The organism is Undibacterium sp. Jales W-56 (assembly GCF_025548535.1).
Lineage (GTDB): Bacteria > Pseudomonadota > Gammaproteobacteria > Burkholderiales > Burkholderiaceae_D > Undibacterium.
In genome coordinates this window covers 14,247-30,771 of the sequence record NZ_JAJLQW010000008.1, presented here as the reverse complement: position 1 = coordinate 30,771, position 16,525 = coordinate 14,247, and the positions used below count along the sequence as shown (strand labels likewise).

At 52.9% G+C, this 16,525-nt stretch carries 15 protein-coding genes; 6 read left to right on the top strand and 9 right to left on the bottom strand.

All coding sequences use genetic code 11. The annotated features are described in order from the left end of the window. Positions 1 to 7 precede the first annotated feature (7 nt). The 4 genes from LPB67_RS18105 to LPB67_RS18090 form a co-directional block, all read right to left on the bottom strand. Positions 8 to 2,827 (bottom strand): Ig-like domain-containing protein, encoded by a 2,820-nt coding sequence (locus LPB67_RS18105; protein WP_262838710.1) that lies wholly within the window; start codon positions 2,825 to 2,827, stop codon positions 8 to 10. 826 nt (positions 2,828 to 3,653) lie between these two features. Continuing rightward, entirely contained in the window at positions 3,654 to 4,649 is a 996-nt protein-coding gene (locus LPB67_RS18100; RefSeq protein ID WP_262838709.1) for a tetratricopeptide repeat protein, read from the bottom strand. 161 nt (positions 4,650 to 4,810) lie between these two features. Further along, positions 4,811 to 5,584, bottom strand: coding sequence for a hypothetical protein (locus tag LPB67_RS18095; protein WP_262838708.1), 774 nt, complete (start codon positions 5,582 to 5,584; stop codon positions 4,811 to 4,813). Between the two features lie 32 nt (positions 5,585 to 5,616). Continuing rightward, positions 5,617 to 7,665, bottom strand: a complete 2,049-nt coding sequence (locus tag LPB67_RS18090) for a site-specific recombinase (protein WP_262838707.1) — start codon at positions 7,663 to 7,665, stop codon at positions 5,617 to 5,619. Positions 7,666 to 7,856: 191 nt separating this feature from the next. Between LPB67_RS18090 and LPB67_RS18085 the strand changes: the two genes are divergently transcribed. Continuing rightward, complete coding sequence (locus tag LPB67_RS18085; protein WP_262838757.1) at positions 7,857 to 9,158, top strand: hemolysin family protein; 1,302 nt, start codon at positions 7,857 to 7,859, stop codon at positions 9,156 to 9,158. 35 nt (positions 9,159 to 9,193) lie between these two features. Here the strand turns inward: LPB67_RS18085 and LPB67_RS18080 are convergent, their stop codons facing one another. After that, entirely contained in the window at positions 9,194 to 10,054 is an 861-nt protein-coding gene (locus tag LPB67_RS18080) for an MBL fold metallo-hydrolase (RefSeq protein WP_262838756.1), read from the bottom strand. Positions 10,055 to 10,144: 90 nt separating this feature from the next. Between LPB67_RS18080 and LPB67_RS18075 the strand changes: the two genes are divergently transcribed. The 4 genes from LPB67_RS18075 to LPB67_RS18060 all read left to right on the top strand — a co-directional run bounded on the left by LPB67_RS18075 (position 10,145) and on the right by LPB67_RS18060 (position 12,282). Further along, entirely contained in the window at positions 10,145 to 10,459 is a 315-nt protein-coding gene (locus LPB67_RS18075; RefSeq protein ID WP_262838706.1) for an ArsR/SmtB family transcription factor, read from the top strand. A 104-nt stretch (positions 10,460 to 10,563) separates the two neighbouring features. Continuing rightward, positions 10,564 to 11,013, top strand: a complete 450-nt coding sequence (locus tag LPB67_RS18070) for a YeeE/YedE family protein (RefSeq protein WP_262838705.1) — start codon at positions 10,564 to 10,566, stop codon at positions 11,011 to 11,013. Beyond that, positions 11,013 to 11,429 carry a DUF6691 family protein gene (locus LPB67_RS18065; protein ID WP_262838704.1) on the top strand — a complete coding sequence of 139 codons (417 nt, stop codon included), beginning with the start codon at positions 11,013 to 11,015 and terminating at the stop codon, positions 11,427 to 11,429. The genes LPB67_RS18070 and LPB67_RS18065 overlap by 1 nt, the downstream gene beginning before the upstream one ends. 55 nt (positions 11,430 to 11,484) lie before the next feature. Further along, positions 11,485 to 12,282 carry a sulfite exporter TauE/SafE family protein gene (locus LPB67_RS18060; protein WP_262838755.1) on the top strand — a complete coding sequence of 266 codons (798 nt, stop codon included), beginning with the start codon at positions 11,485 to 11,487 and terminating at the stop codon, positions 12,280 to 12,282. Positions 12,283 to 12,926: 644 nt separating this feature from the next. Here LPB67_RS18060 and lipA read toward each other — a convergent pair. The 3 genes from lipA to LPB67_RS18045 are packed head-to-tail and all read right to left on the bottom strand — an operon-like array spanning position 12,927 to position 14,989. Next, positions 12,927 to 13,907, bottom strand: coding sequence for a lipoyl synthase (lipA, locus tag LPB67_RS18055; protein ID WP_262838702.1), 981 nt, complete (start codon positions 13,905 to 13,907; stop codon positions 12,927 to 12,929). Positions 13,908 to 13,919: 12 nt separating this feature from the next. Beyond that, the gene (gene lipB / locus LPB67_RS18050; RefSeq protein ID WP_262838701.1) at positions 13,920 to 14,591 is read right to left on the bottom strand and encodes a lipoyl(octanoyl) transferase LipB; all 672 of its coding nucleotides are present in this window, start codon (positions 14,589 to 14,591) and stop codon (positions 13,920 to 13,922) included. A gap of 59 nt (positions 14,592 to 14,650) precedes the next feature. Further along, complete coding sequence (locus tag LPB67_RS18045; RefSeq protein ID WP_262838700.1) at positions 14,651 to 14,989, bottom strand: DUF2917 domain-containing protein; 339 nt, start codon at positions 14,987 to 14,989, stop codon at positions 14,651 to 14,653. A 220-nt stretch (positions 14,990 to 15,209) separates the two neighbouring features. Between LPB67_RS18045 and gcvA the strand changes: the two genes are divergently transcribed. Next, positions 15,210 to 16,094, top strand: coding sequence for a transcriptional regulator GcvA (gene gcvA, locus LPB67_RS18040; protein ID WP_262838699.1), 885 nt, complete (start codon positions 15,210 to 15,212; stop codon positions 16,092 to 16,094). 139 nt (positions 16,095 to 16,233) lie between these two features. On the opposite strand, the gene LPB67_RS18035 is transcribed toward gcvA, so the two are convergent. Further along, entirely contained in the window at positions 16,234 to 16,524 is a 291-nt protein-coding gene (locus LPB67_RS18035; protein WP_262838698.1) for a DUF493 family protein, read from the bottom strand. Between the last annotated feature and the right edge of the window lies 1 nt (position 16,525).

The window sequence follows — 16,525 nt, the reverse complement described above, 5'->3', positions numbered from 1 at the left end:
CCTGAAATTATTGGGCAATCAGGCTGACATCATCGATCAGGAAGGAGGTCGTTTTGCTTGAATTTTCTACGCCGAGGAAATAGATGCGGATAGTCTGGCCTTTGTAGGCACTCAGATCGAAAGTCTTGTTAAGGTAAGAGCTGCCTTTGTTCAAGTTCGAGTAAGTTGCCAATGTCGCGAGTACGCTATTGCTGCTGTTGCGTACTTGTACCTGCAAAGTGTCATAGGTCTGGGTCGTGGTGGTTTCGTTCGAGACGATTTTCAACCAGAAACTCAGGGTTGCCGAGGTGCTGGCAGCCGGGATCGTGACTTGCTGGTACAGCGTATCGGTATGCGTCGCGCCGTAGCCATCCAGCCATGCCTTATATGCCCCTGCATGGGATGCCTGAGTCGTATCGGAACTGATGACGCCGCTGCTGGCCGTCCACGATGCGCTGGCGCTTTCAAAGCCGCCGTTGAGTATCAATTGCGTGGCAGTCGTGTTATTGACAGTGAAGCTGACGGCGCTGGAGGTGCCGATATTATTCGCTGCGTCGTAAGCTTTGGCTATCAGGCTGTGCGTGCCATTGCTCAGGGTAGTCGATGCCAGGCTCATGGAATAAGGTGCAGTCGTGCTGGTGCCTTGCAAGCTGCCATCGACATAGAACTCGACCTTGGTCACGCCGACGTTATCGCTGGCTGTGGCAGACAGGGTGATATTGCCGCTGCTACCGCTTTCTGATGCGCTGACGGTCGGCGGGATGGTGTCAGTGGTGGCGTTACTCACGCTGAAGCTGACGGCGCTGGAGGTGCCCACATTATTGGCCGCGTCATACGCCTTGGCAACCAAGGCATGCGTGCCGTTAGTCAAGGTCGTGGAGTTCAGCGCCAGGCTATATGGTGCGCTGCTTGCCGTACCTTTCAACAGGTTATCAACATAGAACTCGACCTTGGTCACACCGACATTATCACTGGCAGTCGCTGCCAGCGTGATGGTGCCGGAGTTGCCGCTTTCTGATGCGCTGACGGTCGGTGGGGTCGTATCCACCGTGCCGGTCGTCTGCGTGACCCAGACCGGTGCCGACCACAGGATATTGCCGTCATCCTGGGTGATTTTGGCATAGTAAAAATGCTCGCCGACGGCGGGTGTGATGGTCGTCGTGGCCGTGCTGGAAAGCAAGCTCACTGTGCCATTGCGGCCAGGTACGCCTTCGTACACCTCGACGGTGGTCGCGCTACGCCCGGTGCTGCTGCTGAAGTTGGCGACCAGGTTGAGGCTGCCGCTATTCGAGAAACGCTCACCCATGATGTGACCGTTGGCGGTCAGCACCAACTGGGAATTTTTATCCATGGTCGCAAATACGCGGCGCGCTTTTAATGCATCGATAAAGTTCGCGCTGTTGAGTGCGCTGCCATTGGGCAATAAGACGCCGGTACGGTTGGTGTAGGACGCCCCCCAGTTGGCGCAGTGATTGTCCTGATCGGTACTGAAGGCCACATGGTAACCGGCTTCCAGGGCTTTTTTGCAGGCATCTTCATAACTGCTGCGGCCGGTCTCCGTTTCGGTAGTATTGCTGGAAAATGCGGAAGTGTTCAAGACTTCACACAAGACCATCGCCTGATCGCCATCGGCGGTGTAGCCAAGATCGACGCCGCCCGCAATGAATTGACCGCTGGTTGCAGGATGATTGAATTGACCGATCCAGCCGCGTGAACGCATCAGCGTGTACAGTGCCGCGTAATCGCTTTTTGCGGTATAGGTATCGCCGATGAGTTGATTGCTGCTGTTGTATTCCCATTCCAGCAATTCATTGGTATTGAAAATATTCAGATGACCGCCATTGCTGATGACACCCCACTCCAGACCATAAATACCGAGGAAATTCGGATGCGCTGAATTGAAGCTGGCGGCAGCCGTCAAACCGGATTGGAAGAGATTTTTAGCGGTAGCCGGATTGGCGGACAGATTGGTGCTGGCAGAGCCGTCGTACATGTGGTTATGTTCCGAGGTCATCAAAAAATCCAGGCCACGGTTCATTGCATATTGATACGCATCCGTTGGGCCGAGTGCCGCAGATTGCGGATTTTGCGCGCCGGTGCAGGTGCTCAGTGGACCGCCGCCATCGCTGTGATTGGTCTGGCTATGCAGATTGCCGAAGTACACCGTGTATGGCAACGCATTCGGAGCGGCCGCGAATTGGCGGGTCGTGGCGCTGACGCTTCTGGTCGTAATGCCCGTTGCCGTTGCGGATGTCAGCGGCGCTTTAGCCTTGGTTGGTAAAGCCACGAAGTTGGGCATGACCGGTGCGGCTTTAGTGCCGACCAACATAGGCCAGTTTTGCGTGATGATTTCCGATTTGCCCTTGAGCAGAACATTTTCGACAATTTTTTCCGGCATGGTGGCGCCTGATGCGAGCGCGGATAATTTCGCGGTATCGTTCGCCGTTGCGGTCAATCGGACTTGATAGATGCCATCGGCCATACTGGCGCTGCCGAAGCGGCGACCGGCCCACAAGACTTTGGCGGTGACGGCTTGCTTCAATAATTTTTCTACGCCATACCAGCGATCGACCACCTTGCCGTCCGGCGCGACCAGTTCCAGGCGCCAGGTGACGGACTGCTCTGTTTGCAGCAGAGGGAAGTCGAATTCCATCGTAAAGTAGCGCGATTCATTGCCGGTGCGGACTGCCGGATCGGCACGAAATGGCACGTGCAAGGTCGCTTCAAATTCGTGATGGTCGGCAATCGATGCATAGGCAGTGCAGCCAGTGCCGAGTCCGAGCGCGCATACCAGACTGAGGTGATATGCCAGCGTTTTTAGTTTGCTGCTGTGGGTTGGGTGTTGCATGAATTGTTTCTCCCTGAAAGCGATTTATAAATAGATCCGGAATGGGCCGGACTGATTTTGTTTCTATACGGGTAAATCTGAAGCAAGTTCACTGCTGAAAACTGCAACAAGATCGATGCCGCATGTGGGAGAGAAGAACAGATCCCGTAGCAGACTTTTCTTGTCCTTGGCTGCACTCCTTTTGCCGGAGTGACAGGCCAATACCGATTAATCGGTAGTCATAACGCGCTATAGATAGTTCAGATCGACTGTCATGACGAAGCCCTATGAATTGCATTGCGACTTCATGACGAGCTTCACCAGAAGCAGCGTGTTAACAACGTTTGTTTGATAAGACTGTGACGGCGTATGGATAGGCTAACTTCTTTGCTGCAGCTCAAAGGCAATTTTCATCCAAATAGGCAATCGCTTGCGCAAACGTTTGCGTATTAACTGATGTCTAATTAAGCAAGTCAAGAATTTGTGTTTTTTTTAAGGAAAAATGTTAAATACTGTTGCAAATTTCAAACGTTTGGCCGGGATGCACAAATTTATGACATGTCAATGACTGTTATCTGTGGGTAATCGCCGCCAATTTATCGTTAAAAAATACAAAAATCGTTTAAATTATTTATTCGGAGCGATTTGGCGGAGCGCTGCGCAGTTCTGTGAGCTGTCATCTAGACGGAGCGCAAATGAGTCGTTGTCGGGTGAGTGACGGGTGAAATTCGTAACCGGCTGCATACCTTGCAAACTGCCGGTGAACTTGACGATGATGGAATCGTCGCCACACCTGGCGGGGTGGCGACGACAATTTTACTTGAGTAAAACAGTGATGAAACCGGCCTTAGCTACGCAGCGTTTTTAACTGCGCTTCGGCATCTTCTTTCATGCGTTTTGGCAGTTGCGGCTTGAAATTCAGGGCTTTTTCAAATGTCGTGATTGCCTTGACTTTGTCGCTGACCGCTTGCCAGCATTGGGCGATCCGGTAGTAAGTGTGAGCATGGGTTTCGACAGCCAGGGCTTTTTCAAAATAACTTAAGGCATCTTTATACAAGCCCTGTTCTTGCAGCGTTCGCGCCATGCCGTAAGTACCGGTATCTTTATCCGGAAAGCGTTGTTGAATTTCCTGGAAAATACGTGAAGCATCGGCGTATTTTTTTTGCTGCACATACAATCCGCCGATATTTTGCAATACCCCGCGCTGCATATCGCCGAGCACCTCAGAGCCCGCGACATTCACCGATAGCGCAGAGGATTCGGCGCGCGAGAATTTTTCCTCGGACAAATCGAGTTTGGCTTGCATCAGCGTGCTGGCTGCGGCATTGATCTTGGCGGTATCGTCGATCAGATTTTGCGCCTTGCCTTTGCCGCCGCCGGCAATGCTGGGTGCCTGCAGGTAGTACTGCAGCAAACCATCGCGTGCGGCGAAATTTTTAGGATCCAGCTCAACCGCTTTTTTAAAAGCATCGCGGATTTTGCTTGCGTAACCGATCGCCGACATGATGCCGCCCATCATCGCCTTGGTGCCGAGCACATTACCTAGCGATGTCTGGCATTCCGAATTGCCTGGATTGGCGCTGATACATTGTTCAGCGAGCTTGCTGGCGTCGTCGAGGCGATTTTCTTTGCCTTCCATTAAGATCAGATCGATCTTTGCAATCAGTGCATCCGCATTGTTCGGTTCTGCATGCAACCTGGTGCTGGCGAGATGTTCCACTTCATCATATTTCTTTGCTTTGAACAGCGCACTGTAGTCGTTGGCGAATGCGCTTTGAGAGGCGATCAGTGCAATCGCGAATGCAAGGCTGCCGCGATTCAAAGTGGAGTAAGGCAATGGCATGGATGCTGCTCCTATAGTTGGAATTAGAACAAACTGATGAATCAGAAACAGGGGGAAAACAGGGAGGCCGATACCATCCATTGTTATGGCAGTGGTCCGTGATTAACGTATCAGGGTCAGTCATGGTTGACTTTATTTCATCATCAATACGTTTTGACTATTCAGTGCATGCCGTTCAGCAAGAGTTGCATAGGATGCTGAGTGACTTGAATCAGGCCGCGCTGCGGTCTGTCCAGATCAATGATAGAAAAAATAACCAAGGCGACTAACAGCGCGAAAACACTGGTCGCCATCAGATTGCGGTTGCCGATTGCGCCGCAGGCATAACCGCTGAGCGCGGCAGTGAGTAAGGCTGAGATAAAAAGTAGCCAGAACACCGACTCTGGAACATGATTTTCATGTGCATCGTTTTGTTCGGTACTGACATCGATCATGTCATTGAGTGCCTGTACAAACAGGGAATTATTAATTTGTCGTTCGCGGCGTAATTCGCTACTGGCAATGGCCCAGATCTCGTCTTGCAATTTGCCGGTGGATTGACTCACTTCTTGCTGTTTTTGGGAATCGATGCCGGCTTGATGTGCGGCCAGCCTGACTTCTGCGTAACGCTTTAACTTACTTTTGACTTGCTCTCTTACTGCAGGTTCGAGCAAATCACTGCGCAGATAGGTGGTGCCGATGGCATTCGCTTCCTTGAGGATGACGCCCTTGCGCAAGTCGTATCTGGCCGATGCCATCGCAAAGGAAAAGGCCAGCAACAGACCAAGTAGCGCCAGCGCAGCACCCATCAAGGTAGAAAATACCGAGCTTGATTTTTCGTACGCGAGCGGATCGCTGCGGGTACCAAGCCGGTAACTCAACTCAATCACGAAAAATAAAAAAATCAACAAGGTGAGAGCGATTTTCCACGCATCGATTCGATACAAAATTTCCATTCGATCAGTCCTGATAGTTGTTGAGATTAATGTTAGTGAGATGGCTTGTCATTCGCTTTTTCAGTTGAAGTCGCCGCAGCTTCCGGCGTCTCAACCGGCAGATCTTTCGGGGGCAGGAAAAAGTCCCTGGTGCCGCTAATGAAGCGTCGCCAGAGTAATCTGTTGAGCGTATTGCCGCGACCAAAACTCACTCGTCTGGAGCGCAATGCCACCATCATCGCCAGGCTGAAGCTGACCCCCAGGTTCACCAGACCGATCAGGATAATTCCGCCCAGCGAGGTCGCGACGACTTGCCATGACATCACCTGATCGAGGCCGACCAGTGCAAAGGCAAAGTTCGCGCTGGAAAAAGTGATATGCCGGATATCAATCGGCAAACCGAAAAATGCACCGAGCTGACCTATCGTGCCAAGCATTACGCCAAAGAAAAAATTACCTGCCAGTGCGCCGAGATTGTCCCCAATATAATCGGTGGTGCGCTGCAGGCGCTGTTCGCCCAATAGTTTCCTGAGCCAGCTTAATTGACGCAGACGCGCCGGGATATTCGAATAGCTCGCCTTATTATCGTAATAACCCGAAATCAGTCCCGATAAAAACAGGCAGACGCCGGCAATCGCTGCATGCGGCAATGCCAGACTATGAAAAGGATCGATATCCTCCAGCAAATGATGGGCCTTGTCCGGCGTTACCAGATGCTGACCGTGGATCGCATACCAGGCCCAGGCAATCGCATAGGCGGTCGGTATCGCGAGGGCGACGTTGCCGATAATTGCAATAAATTGCGAACGTAAAACCCGGACGATCAGTTCGACCAGCTCATCGAGTTTCTGTTTGCCCTGGTCGATCGATTTGGCGATCAGGGCGGCCGTCATGGCGGGCTGCTTGGTCGCAATCGTCATGTGCAAGACATGCACCAGCATGAAGCCGAACGAATAATTCAAGCTATACAAAACCGCGTAGCCAAACGGCGCCAAGATCAGCTTGCCGAACAGGATTTTGATGGTCGCCATAAAGCCGACGATAAATCCCGCCCCCAGCGCGGAACGCATCATGGCCAGCCATTCGCTGCGATTGCTGGTGACATAGTGTTCACCGCTTTTGCCGGCGCGCTCGGTCATTTGCAGCGACAGTAACTCCGTGTTGGTCTGGATCAGATCGCGAATACTGCTGCGCTTATTGTCCGCCAATACCAATTCTTTTAATAAGCCCACGCCAATTTCGCTTGCCTCTCCTGAGCTGCGCGAATCCAATAAACCCAGCATGGTTCTGAGACGGCGGATACTTTGTGTCAGGCGCAATAGCAGGCGGGTCAGACTGACAGAAACCCCTTGCAGTGCGGCTACCTTGCGGATTTTTTGCACGACTTCTTCGCACTGCGTGAGCAGGACTTCAATATGCAGGCTATCTTCACGCTCGCTCTTTTTGTCGATCAGCCAGTTGCTGTATTGCGTCACATAGTCGTTGATGGCATCGTTCTGACGCAGGAATGGCGATTCGAATTTTTCTATGTCGGGATAGTTCCTGACCAGTTCGGCTTCCAGTCCGATCGTCGTGATGCGGTAGGACAAAACCTGGATGGCGCTCAGCACTTCTTGCGTCAGTGCTGCATAGGTAGTGCGCGGATTGCTGACCTTAAACCCCAGGCATTTGAACAAATCCAGCCAGACCGTGTCAGCGACACCATCGACCCAATGATGGTCCGTATTCCGATCAAACAGTTGTCCGAACACATCTTTGATGTAGTCGTCGTTCACCAGCGGCGGCAAAAATTTTTCTGCTATCCGCTGCGACGCGGCTGTCCAGAAGCCGACGTTTTGCGTGATGCCGGTGTCGGTTAACAAGTGCACGGTTTTACGTGTCGTCAGGACGCAAGCAATGTATTCCCTTAATTCTCTTGACCAGGCCGGATGCTGGCGCAGCACGTAGCACAGGGCGCGAATGTTATCGGTGGCCTGTTCGATCTTACGATGATGGGTAGGGCGCAAGCTGGCGATCAGCTCGCGTAATAAATGGATGTCGCGATATTCTGGATCTTGCAACCTGGCTTCGACGATATGACTGAGGGTGCTATCAATAGACAATATGTTCTCCTGTTCCTTCGGACGAAGGAGCTTGGTCCGATTTTATGTCAATTTGACATTCATTGTGGGCGGTATATGGGAATACATGGGTTGGGTGCGATCCAGGACAATGGCGATTAGTTCCATCCACAATGTGCAAATAGTCAATTTTCGACTACAGTATCGGCTTGTCCGTTCATAGAAAGTGTGTGTTGAATAACCTTTTGCTGGTGATTGCCGCGCTGTTTTTGGTGGTATTAAATGGTTTTTTCGTGGCGGCTGAATTTGGTCTGGTGAAATTGCGTCAGACGCGGGTTCGCAGCATTGCCAAAACAGGCGGTGTACGCGGACGCTTGCTGGGCACGGTGCATCAACATCTGGATGCCTATCTTTCTGCCTGTCAACTCGGCATTACACTGGCGTCTCTGGGGCTGGGCTGGATCGGTGAGCCTGCGTTTGCCCGGCTGCTGGAGCCTTTACTGGTCACGCTGGGAGTGACTTCGCTAGAGTTGATACACGGCATAGCCTTCTTTTTCGCTTTCTTTGTGATCTCATTTTTGCATATCGTGGTAGGCGAGCTGGCGCCGAAATCGATGGCAATCCGCATGCCTGAGCGCGTTTCATTATGGACCGCACCGGCGCTGTATGGGTTTTACTGGATCATGTATCCGGCGATCTGGACGCTGAATTTCAGTGCGAATAAAGTCTTGAAATGGCTGGGTCTGGATGCCTCTCACGGCACTGATGCGCATTATTCACCGGATGAGCTCAAGCTGATTTTGCGTGGCAGTCATGGCAGCAAAAAACTGACCCCCGATGAGTGGGGCATCATGGCGCAGATGCTGGATTTCGGCGACCTGGAAGTATCCGATCTGATGCGTCCGTTCAGCGAAGTGGTCGCCATGCATAAGGACCAAAGCCTGGCGGAGAATATGGAAACCGCGTACCGCAATCGTTTCAGCCGCTATCCTTATCTCGATGCCGATGGCGAGACGGTACTCGGTATGTTGCATCTGAAAGATTTATTTTTAGCGCAGCAGAGCGGCAAAACGCTCGATGATTTAAGCGATCATTTGCGTCAGGTTGAGTTTGTTCCGCCGACCATGCCAGCACTCGAATTATTCCGTCGCTTCCGTAAAGGCGCACCGCATTTTGCGATTGTCGGCTACAAAGAAAGCAAGCCGCTGGGCTTTTTGACACTGGATAATTTACTCGGTGCCCTGGTCGGCCAGATTCGCGATGAATTCCGTTTAAATGAAAACGATTGGGTCGTTCTGGATGACGGTACCTTGATGGGCAAAGGGAGTTTGCCTTTGTTCACGCTCGGCATCGCTCTGGGTATTGATCTCGATAGCGAAGAGGTCGAATCGATCGGCGGATTGATCATGCATACGCTCGGTGATCTGCCGACCGAGGGGCAAAAAATCGAATTCGAGCGTTTTGATGCCGTGGTCAAAAAAATGAACGGCCCGCGTATTGTCCTGGTGCGCATTCATCCCAAACAAAATCTCTGAGCAGATTGGCATACGATCAGTTCACTGCATTCGCCTTAAATGCCGTTCAGCGGAATTTTTAAATACCGTACCCCGTTGTCTTCTGCCGGCGGTAACGCGCCGGCACGAATATTCACTTGCACCGATGGCAAAATCAGCAGCGGCATCTCAAGGCTGGCATCGCGCTTGGTGCGCATCGCAATGAAAGCGGTTTCGCTGACGCCATCATGCACATGGATATTCTGCTTGCGCTGGTCGGCGACGGTGCACATCCATTGCGCAGCGCGTTCATCCGGCGGGTAATCGTGACACATAAACAGCCTGGTCGGTTCGGGCAGCGCCAACAATTTCTTGATCGACTGATACAGCAAATGGGCATCGCCGCCCGGGAAGTCGCAGCGCGCAGTGCCCACGTCAGGCATGAATAAAGTGTCGCCGACAAAGACCGCATCGCCGATCTGGTAAGCCATGTCAGCAGGCGTGTGACCCGGCACGAACCAGGCTTTGGCGGTCAGGCTGCCGATCTGGAATTCCTCATCTTCGGCAAATAAATAATCGAACTGCGAACCGTCAATCGCGAAACTCGATTCGAGATTAAACAATCCCTTGAATACTTTTTGCACTTGATTGATATGCGCCCCGATCGCGATTTTGCCGCCGATTTTTTCTTGCAGATAATGCGCGGCGGACAGGTGATCGGCGTGCGCGTGGGTTTCTAAAATCCAGTCGAGCTGCAATTGATGGTCGCGGATAAATTGCAGGATCTGGTCGGCCGAAGCGGTGCTGGTACGGCCGGATTTGTGGTCGTAATTCAGCACGCTATCGATCACGGCGGCGCGTCCGCCATCCGTATCGAACACGACATAACTGACCGTGCAGGTGATTCGATCAAAGAAGGCTTGTATCTGCGCTTTCATTGGGGCTTTCATATTCTACTCAATAATAATATATTGACTTACATAATATCAAAATATAGAATGTAGTCAAATAAATTGTGTTTAATTCTTATGGCAACCGACCAACTCATTGATATTGCGCAAATGCGCAGCGCGGCACAAGCCGCTACCAGCACCTTGCGTGCACTGGCGAACGAGGATCGCCTGCTCTTGCTGTGTCAGCTCAGCCAGGGCGAAAAATCGGTCAGCGAGCTGGAAGAACTGCTGGACCTGCATCAACCTAGTTTGTCGCAGCAACTGGGCGTGTTGCGTGCCGAGGGACTGGTCGATACGCGACGCGATGGCAAGCGTATTTACTACTCGGTGGCGGATCCCAAGGTCTTGCATCTTTTAGAGCTGATGTATTCCTTGTATTGCCCTGAGTAATTGCAATACAGGATGGAGTATATTTTTAATCCGCAATGAATAAAGCGGTTCTAAGCCGGTTTTATGAAATTTGATTGGGAGTATGTAATGGCGGAGAAATTCTGATGACGATTGCATGGCAAGTTTTTACACCCTGGACTGCGCTTGCCGGCGGTGCCTTGATCGGCCTGGCAGCGGCCTTGTTGATGAGCTTTAATGGGCGGATCGCCGGCATCAGCGGGATCTTGGCGGGGCTATTGCAGCCTGTGCGCCGCGACTGGCAATGGCGCGCTGCGTTTGTGGCAGGCCTGTTGCTGGCGCCGCTCCTGTTACGCTGGTTTGCCCGATTGCCGGCGGTGACGGTCGATGCGGATTGGCTGACCCTGGTGGTCGCGGGTTTGTTGGTCGGCGTCGGCACGCGCTATGGCTCGGGTTGTACCAGCGGCCACGGCGTCTGCGGCTTGTCGCGTTTTTCTGTGCGTTCGCTGGTGGCGACGGCGACTTTTATGGGATCGGGTTTTCTGGTGGTGTATCTGGTGCGGCATCTTGTCCTGCGTATGACGGGAGCGGCATGATGACGATACTTTTTGCCTTGATTGCCGGATTGATTTTTGGCGTCGGTCTGATTGTCGCAGGAATGGCCGATCCGGCCAAAGTACTGGGTTTTCTTGATGTGGCCGGCAGTTGGGATCCGTCGTTGGGATTGGTAATGGCGGGTGCGATCTTGGTAGCAGGTGGGGCGTTTGCCATCGTGCGTACCTGGCAAAAATCGTTGCTGGGTTTGCCCTTGATGATCCCGGCCAGCCGTTTGATTGATCGTCGTCTGGTGATCGGCAGTGTGCTATTCGGCGCGGGCTGGGGCCTGGCCGGGATTTGTCCGGGGCCGGCAATTGTGCTGCTGGGCGCAGGCGTATTGAAGGGCGCAGTTTTCGTGGTCGCGATGGTCGCCGGCATGAGCTTGTTCAACTGGTTGGAACGCAGGCGCACCTAGCCGGACACTATTTTTTCGCCATCCTAATGCGGTATAACCGAGTCAAAAAATGAGCATCCTGTTTGCCTTAATCATAGGTCTGGTCGTCGGCGCGGTGATGGGCTTGACCGGCGCTGGCGGCGGCATCATCGCCGTTCCTGCGCTGGTCGAGGCGATGGGATGGCAGATGCAGCAAGCGATGCCCGTGGCTTTGTTGGCAGTCACTGCGGGTGCGCTGGTCGGCGCGGTAGAGGGGTTTCGTAAAAAGCTGGTACGGTATCGCGCCGCGATCATCATGGCGCTGGTCGGCATGCCGCTGACTTCAGCCGGCGTCCTGGTGGCGCATCAATTATCGCAAACCTGGCTGATGGCTGTGTTCGCCGGGATCCTGCTGGTCGTCGCCGTGCGTCTGATCAATGGCTCCGCACCTGTCACTGCACCAACGTCGAATGCGCCAGCGCTGTTGTGTATCAATACGGCGACGGGGCGATTTGACTGGACTTTAACGACCAGCGTGGTGATCGCAAGCATCGGCGGCGTTGCGGGTTTTATCACCGGACTATTAGGTGTCGGTGGCGGATTCGTGATCGTGCCGATGCTGCGCCGCTATACCAATGTCAGCATGCACGGCGCGGTGGCAACTTCTTTACTGGTGATTGCCCTGGTTGGCAGCGCGGGTGTCGGCAGCGCTGTCTTGCATGGTGCCGTGATCCCGCTGGAGTTCACGGCGTTTTTCATGGTCAGCTCTGCGCTCGGCATGCTGGCAGGGCGACAGATCGCCCGGCATCTGCGCGAGGATACGATACAGAGGGCGTTCGCCGCTTTATTGGTATTGGTCGCGCTGAACTTCGCTTATCGGGTTGCGACGGTTTAGTCTCGTTATCCAGACTCAAACAAACAGCTTCCAGTGGTAAAGGTGCACGAATATTACAAGAATAAATGGCGTTGCAAGAGTTAACAATGAGATGTTTCTAAGGAGGGACATTCGGTGAGTTGTTGAATGTTGATCTCGCAAAGTTAATAAAAAATGCCAAAAAAGACTCGGGATCAAGATTACGCAAGAACATAGATAACAAGCTGCAGCCACAATAACAGGGAGCAAGCTGTCCCCGCCGCCGAACAGAATAACTTGAACAATTATAAGTGTCATGAATAAAGCAAAAGGCGTGATCCCGACAGTCATCAAAATCCGGATGATTTTTATTTTTTTCTCAGTATCCAATTTATGTGAACATTCAGGAGTAAATGAGACAAATCGTCCCTTTTGGTCGTTAATTCTTCAATAGCTCGTGAGAAAAAATTCAGTAAATCGCGAGACAGATTTTTCAATCCTTCCGGCATACTTTTCATCTATATGCTGGACATGCACGCTTTGGTGTGGAGTTTCCTATTCGATGCGTTATCAAATAGTCGGAAGTTGTTGATTTAAAACGGCAATGCGTTATCGCTTTAAAAAACACCCAATGATTTATCTCACCATTTACTGATTTGTCTCATTATTTACTGGTCGTTCACACATCAACCGATGCCATGTGCCTGCTGATCTGCATGGTAACTCGAACGAACCATTGCACCGACCGCAGCATGTGCGAAACCCATTTTGTAGGCTTCTTCTTCAAACATCTTGAACACATCCGGGTGTACATAACGGCGCACCGGTAAATGGTGGCCGCTGGGTGCCAGGTATTGGCCGATGGTCAGCATGTCGACATTGTGGGCGCGCATGTCGCGCATGACTTGCAGAATTTCTTCGTCGGTTTCGCCGAGGCCGACCATGATGCCGGATTTGGTCGGGGTGTTTGGATGCTGTTCTTTAAAACGCTTGAGCAGATTCAGTGAGTATTCATAATCGGAACCCGGACGGGCTTCTTTGTAGAGGCGCGGTGCGGTTTCGAGATTGTGGTTCATCACGTCCGGCGGTGCCAGATTCAAAATCTCTAGCGCACGGTCCATGCGGCCACGGAAATCCGGGGTCAGGATTTCGATGCGGGTTGACGGCGACAGTTCGCGGATCTTGGTGATGCATTCCGCAAAATGCGCGGCGCCGCCATCGCGCAGATCGTCGCGATCAACCGAGGTGATCACGACGTAACTGAGCTTGAGTGCGGCGATGGTTTTCGCCAGGTTCAGCGGCTCGTTGACGTCAAGCGGGTCGGGGCGGCCGTGACCGACGTCGCAGAACGGGCAGCGGCGCGTGCATTTGTCGCCCATGATCATGAAGGTCGCCGTACCTTTGCCGAAGCATTCGCCGATATTCGGGCAGGATGCTTCTTCGCAGACGGTCACCAGATTATTGGCGCGCAGGATGTCTTTGATTTCGTAAAAACGGGTGGTGGGCGAACCGGCTTTAACACGGATCCAGTCTGGCTTCGGCAGGCGCTCCATCGGTACGATCTTGATCGGGATGCGCGCAGTTTTGCTGGCGCCTTTTTGTTTCTCGGTCGGATCGTAAGCTGGGCTGGAAGCAGTTGCGGAGACGGGTGTGTTTTCGGTTGTCATGGTGCTGAGTAATTACGAAGTCAAAAGATCTTGCAAATGTTGAGCGAGGGTATGCTGGACATCGGCCAGTGCTGCTGTCGCCCCCAGGGTTGTCATATCGACGGTGGCCAGACCCGCATAGCCGCAAGGATTGATCCAGGAAAACGGCGTCAGGTCCATCTCGACATTCAATGAAACGCCATGATAGGTGCAGCCATTGCCGCGGACTTTGAGGCCCAGCGCGGCGATTTTGGCGCCGGCAAATTCGCCCTCGCTGACATAGATGCCGGGCGCACCTGCCTTGCGCTCGCCAGCCAGATTATACGCTGCCAGCGTGTCGATCACGGCTTGTTCTATTTTGTTGACGAATTCGCGTGCAAACAGGCGTGCCTTGGGATGGCTGCGGCGCAGATCCATCAGCAGATAAATCACGGCCTGGCCGGGGCCGTGATAAGTAACTTCACCGCCGCGATCAGTTTGTACTACGGGGATATGGTGGGCTGCCAGAACATGCGACTGGTCCGCGCCCAGGCCCAGGGTAAACACCGGTGGATGTTCCACAATCCAGAATTCATTTGGCGTATCGGCGCTGCGCGCATCGGTAAAGGCGCGCATGGCATCGAAGCTGGTTTGATAATCTTCCCTACCGCGGCGGACGATCCGCAGCGCGGCGGAGGGCCGACTGGTTTCTGAGGTTTCTAACATAGGGCGCTAGTGTAGCATTTTGCACCCCGCTCGTTCGCCATTGCAGCGAATGCTGTGAATCAGGCAAATACCTGGTCGCGCAGTTTTTGCGACAATTTTTGCAGGTAGCGAGCGACGTTCAGGGATGCATGCTGGTTGGCTGGTGCGCCAGTCGTCAATTCGACTACGTCGGACAATTCAATCAAACTGGCTTGCTGATCGGATTCGATCACGATCAGACGGTTGGCCGGGAGATTGACTGAATCGCCGGCCGACAGCCAGAAGTCATGTTCCTCGCCGGCAATGGTCAGCCAGACGCGACCACAGGCGATCTCGATACGGCGTGCTTGCGCTAATGTGCCGGAAACGGTCTCGCCGGATGGAATGGTGTAAGATGGGTTTGCGAAATTATTTATCATTTCAAGACTCCTTGTTTTATTGCATTAAAATCAGCGTTGTTGTGATTATTAGAGAGTGAAAATCATTTATTGCGCTGCGATGAAAGCATTGTAGGTGCTTAAATAGCATCTGCAAAACGAGTAATTTTTGAGTCTCTTGCTAATTTAATTCACATATAAATTATCTGACAATGGATTTGATGCAAAACCAATCGAAATTGATCATCGGGATGAAGGCGATATGAGTGAGTTTCGACGCTTGCCGAATTTAGCGGCGCTACGCGCGTTTGAGGCGGCGGCACGGCATCAGAATTTTTCACGGGCTGCCGATGAAGTGCATCTGACCCACGGTGCGATCAGTCATCAGGTCAGGGCCTTGGAGGAGGAGCTGGGTGTCGCCTTGTTCATCCGCCACGGCAAGCGCATCGCGATTACGCCGGACGGCGAGCAATTCGCCAATACCATACGCACGGCCTTGGGCGAGATCGCCAAGGCTGCCGAATTGCTGAAAGTGCGGCAACAGCAGCCGCGTCTGGCGATCACGGCCTTGCCCTCGTTTGCAGCGCGCTGGTTGTCGCCGCGCCTGGGGCGCTTTATCGAGCATTACCCCGACCTGGAAGTGAGTTTGCAGTCGAGCAATCAGCTGGCGGATTTCAACCGCGAATCGATCGATATCGGCATCCGTTTCGGCCTTGGCAATTATCCCGGCCTGGTCAGCGAACTCTTGATGGGCGATTATTATTACCCTGTGGTGAGTCCCCACTATCACGGTGGGCAACTGCCTCAAACGCCAGCCGAATTGGCGACATCGCATTTGCTACGCTGTGATGAAGAGCCGTGGGAGCCGTGGTTCCGTGCGGCGGGCCTGGATAATGAGGAGCCGACCAGTGGGCTGGTTTTTCAGGATGCCTCGATTTTGTCGCGAGCCGCCGTCGATGGGCAGGGGATCGCGCTGGGGCGCCATGCGATTGTGCGGTCGGATATTGAAAACGGATCATTGGTGCGTTTGTTTGATATCTCGATACCGAGTCCGGTGTCCTATCACCTGGTGTATGCAGCGCATGCGATGGAGAAGCCCCAGGTCAAGGCGTTCCGGGCGTGGCTACTGGAAGAAATCGGCAAGTAAGTGCGTCGTACAAATTTTGCATAACTTTGCTGTCGAACAGATACTCCCCTATGTCCTTCTATAAAAACAGCCCGCTCCGCACTATCTGCGAGCGGGCTGTTTTTATACTGGGTGGGAGTATGGGTGGATGCCGTGACGGTTACAGCACCATTTTAACCATGGGATGACCGGACAACTCGCGATATAAATTATCCAGTTGCTCGCGGCTGGTCGCAACGATCGTGACGGTGATCGCCAGATAATTGCCCTTGGATGAGGGGCGCAACTCCATCTTGCCGGCATGGAAAGTCGGATCATGCGTCACCACCACTTCCAGGATCGTTTGCGCAAAAGCGTCATGCATCGCCCCCATGATCTTGATAGGGAAGTCGCTGGGATACTCGATCAGGCTTTCAGCAGGATCGACAGGGGGGAGGATTTGGTTGGACATA

What these genes read in the sequence shown, in the direction of transcription:
- LPB67_RS18105 (WP_262838710.1), bottom strand. Translation starts at nt 2,827, where the DNA reads ATGCAACACCCAACCCACAGCAGCAAACTAAAAACGCTGGCATATCAC.
- LPB67_RS18100 (WP_262838709.1), bottom strand. Translation starts at nt 4,649, where the DNA reads ATGCCATTGCCTTACTCCACTTTGAATCGCGGCAGCCTTGCATTCGCG.
- LPB67_RS18095 (WP_262838708.1), bottom strand. Translation starts at nt 5,584, where the DNA reads ATGGAAATTTTGTATCGAATCGATGCGTGGAAAATCGCTCTCACCTTG.
- LPB67_RS18080 (WP_262838756.1), bottom strand. Translation starts at nt 10,054, where the DNA reads ATGAAAGCGCAGATACAAGCCTTCTTTGATCGAATCACCTGCACGGTC.
- LPB67_RS18075 (WP_262838706.1), top strand. Translation starts at nt 10,145, where the DNA reads ATGGCAACCGACCAACTCATTGATATTGCGCAAATGCGCAGCGCGGCA.
- LPB67_RS18070 (WP_262838705.1), top strand. Translation starts at nt 10,564, where the DNA reads ATGACGATTGCATGGCAAGTTTTTACACCCTGGACTGCGCTTGCCGGC.
- LPB67_RS18065 (WP_262838704.1), top strand. Translation starts at nt 11,013, where the DNA reads ATGACGATACTTTTTGCCTTGATTGCCGGATTGATTTTTGGCGTCGGT.
- lipA (WP_262838702.1), bottom strand. Translation starts at nt 13,907, where the DNA reads ATGACAACCGAAAACACACCCGTCTCCGCAACTGCTTCCAGCCCAGCT.
- lipB (WP_262838701.1), bottom strand. Translation starts at nt 14,591, where the DNA reads ATGTTAGAAACCTCAGAAACCAGTCGGCCCTCCGCCGCGCTGCGGATC.
- LPB67_RS18045 (WP_262838700.1), bottom strand. Translation starts at nt 14,989, where the DNA reads ATGATAAATAATTTCGCAAACCCATCTTACACCATTCCATCCGGCGAG.
- gcvA (WP_262838699.1), top strand. Translation starts at nt 15,210, where the DNA reads ATGAGTGAGTTTCGACGCTTGCCGAATTTAGCGGCGCTACGCGCGTTT.
- LPB67_RS18035 (WP_262838698.1), bottom strand. Translation starts at nt 16,524, where the DNA reads ATGTCCAACCAAATCCTCCCCCCTGTCGATCCTGCTGAAAGCCTGATC.